The organism is Mesorhizobium sp. M7A.F.Ca.CA.002.05.1.1, from assembly GCF_003998335.1.
Taxonomy (GTDB): Bacteria; Pseudomonadota; Alphaproteobacteria; order Rhizobiales; family Rhizobiaceae; genus Mesorhizobium.
The window spans coordinates 1-2,449 of sequence record NZ_RZQI01000875.1 but is presented as its reverse complement, the minus strand read 5'-3'; the positions used below and the strand labels follow the sequence as shown (position 1 = coordinate 2,449).

The following is a 2,449-nucleotide window of genomic DNA, read 5'->3' as shown; positions in this document are numbered from 1 at the left end:
ACCAGGTGCGGCCGACTGTGTCTCGCCCATCTTGAGATAGACCGGCGCGACATAAACCTCGTTCAGCACCTTGTGGCGGTTCTTCAGCCAGCGGATGTCGATGGTCACCGCGACCGCCAGCATGATGCCCAGCACCATCTGGTTGGTGCCGGTGCCATAGCCCAGCCGGATCAGCCCGTTGGTCATGGTCAGCACAATGATGGCGCCCATCAGCCCCTTGATCACCGAGCCGCGGCCGCCGCCAAGGCTGACGCCGCCGACCACCGCCGCCGTCAGCGCCATGATCTCGAGGTTGAGGCCCGTGCCCGGCCCTGCCCCGCTCAGCCGGCAAGCGATGAGGAAGCCGCCGATCGAGGCGCAGAAGCCGGAGAAGACATAGGTCATGAACACCGTGCGGCGCACGCGGATGCCGGCATTGTGGGCCGAGCGCCTGGAGCCGCCGACCGCCAGCACGTGCCAGCCCGGCCGTGAACGGGTCAGCGCGATATGGGTGACGATGGCCAGGATGATCGCCAGCCACACCGAGACCGACAGCCCCCAGAAGGTGCCGTCGCCGATGAAATCCAGCACGTCCGAGGTGGCGCCGGAAAGTTGCACATCGGCGGCATAAGTGGTGACCAGGATGTCGAACAGCGCGCGGCCGAAGATGAAGGTGACCAGCGTGGTGAGAAAGGCGCGCAGCCTGAAATAGCCGACCAGATAGCCGTTGATCGCACCGAACAGCAATCCTGTGGCGATCGATGCGGCAAGCGCCAGCCACACGGACTGATCGAGGATGAAGAAGACATAGACCGCGGAAAAACAGGAGAGCGCGAAGATCGAACCGACCGACAGGTCGATGCCGCCGCCCAGCATGACCACCGTCATGCCGGTGACGATCAGCGAGAATTCGCCGAGCTGACGGGTCGAATCCTGCAGCGCCGTCAGCTTGAAGAAGCCCGGGATGAGCGAGCCGAAGGTTGCCAGCGTCGCCACCAGCGCCAGGAACGGAATGGCGTTGTCGGTCCAGCGCTTGGTCAGGATCTCACCGACGACATGGTCGGGCACGAGATTGTAGCGCCAGGACTGGAGGCGTTCGCGAAAGGACATCAGGTCACTGCTGCAAGAGAAAAGACAAAGAGGTGGCCAGGCAATCCGACCACCTCATCGATATGGATTGAAGAGGCTTGGCTTACTTCGCCGCCGCTTCTGCCTGCAGTGCCTTCAGGTCCCAGCAGCTATCGGGCTTCAGGTCAGCCTTGGTCGTCGCCTTCTCCAGCGTGTAGATGTAGGTGTGCGAGGTGCCGGCCGGCTGGCCGCTCTGCAGCAGGAACTTGATGATGGCGTTCATGTCGCCCGACTGACGGGCAAGATCGGTCATCACCACAGCGCCATAGGTGCCGTCCTGCAGCTTGTCGCAATCGGCCGCCTTCTCGCCACCGCCCGTGGTGACCAGGAACACCTTGCCGTCGAGCTTGGCGTCGCGGATCGCGGCAGCCGCGCCGGTGGCATCGCCGTCCCAGAAATCGATGATGGCGCAGATGTCGGGATTCTGCTGCAGCATCGTCGTCGTCACGTTGCGCGAGGTGGTCGCGTCCCAGTTGGAATCCGGCTTGGCCACCACCTTGAAGTCGGGGTTCTTGTCCAGCACCTTCATGATGCCGGCATATTGGTAGAGGCTCGACGAATTGGCCTGGTCGCCTTGCACCAAACCGAGCTTCTTGGAGGAGTTCGGTCCGCAGCCCTTGATCGCCGCTTCGGCCTCGAGCTGGCCGAGCCGGTCCCAGTCGCTGCCGACAAAGGCGTCGGCGGGGAAATTGGCCGGATTGTCGACCAAAATCACATAGGTGCCGGCGGCTTGCGCCTTCTTCATCAGCTTGGCATAGGAATTGAGGTCCGGCGAATGGATGATCAGCACATCCGGCCTGGTGTCCGACGAGATCGCGTCGGTGATCGCTTGCGCGCCGGCGTCGACGACCCAGTTCGGATCGCGTGTCTCGAAGGTGCCGCCCCAGGCTTCGACTTCCTTCTTCAGGAAATGCGTCCAGCCCTGTGCCAGGTCGAAACCCATCGCCATCGGCACCAGCATGACGCGCTTGCCCTTGAGCGCCTGTGCGTAAGCCGCCGGGCCAGGATCGTCGGCGGCAAAGGTTGGCGCCACGAAGGCGGTAACGGCAAGCGCCGTGGCCGCTGCCATGAGTGTTCTGATCAGTTTCATGTCACATCCTCTGGTTTGGTTTTGTTATCAGCGGCCGGCCCCAACCGTCCGCCGCAGTTCAGGTACTAAATGTCACCCTGCTGGGCGGTCTGTTCGTCACGTGGGTTGATGATGCCGTCGACGATGATGGCGCCGAGCAGGATCGCGGCCTTGATCAGGTTCTGGTAGAGCAGCGGGATGTCGATGATGGTCATGGCGTTGAGCAGGATGCCGATCAGCGCCGCCCCCACCAATACGTTGCGCACCCCGCCC

Annotated in this window: 2 protein-coding genes and 1 pseudogene; all 3 read right to left on the bottom strand. The window is 63.0% G+C overall.

The genetic code is table 11. The annotated features are described in order from the left end of the window. On the bottom strand, positions 1 to 1,089 hold a 1,089-nt coding region (locus EN939_RS29855), incomplete at its 3' end, for an ABC transporter permease (RefSeq protein WP_164751339.1). A gap of 82 nt (positions 1,090 to 1,171) precedes the next feature. After that, positions 1,172 to 2,197 carry a sugar ABC transporter substrate-binding protein gene (locus tag EN939_RS29850; RefSeq protein ID WP_127271251.1) on the bottom strand — a complete coding sequence of 342 codons (1,026 nt, stop codon included), beginning with the start codon at positions 2,195 to 2,197 and terminating at the stop codon, positions 1,172 to 1,174. 65 nt (positions 2,198 to 2,262) lie between these two features. Further along, a pseudogene (locus tag EN939_RS29845) lies at positions 2,263 to 2,449 on the bottom strand (ABC transporter permease); the annotation flags it as partial.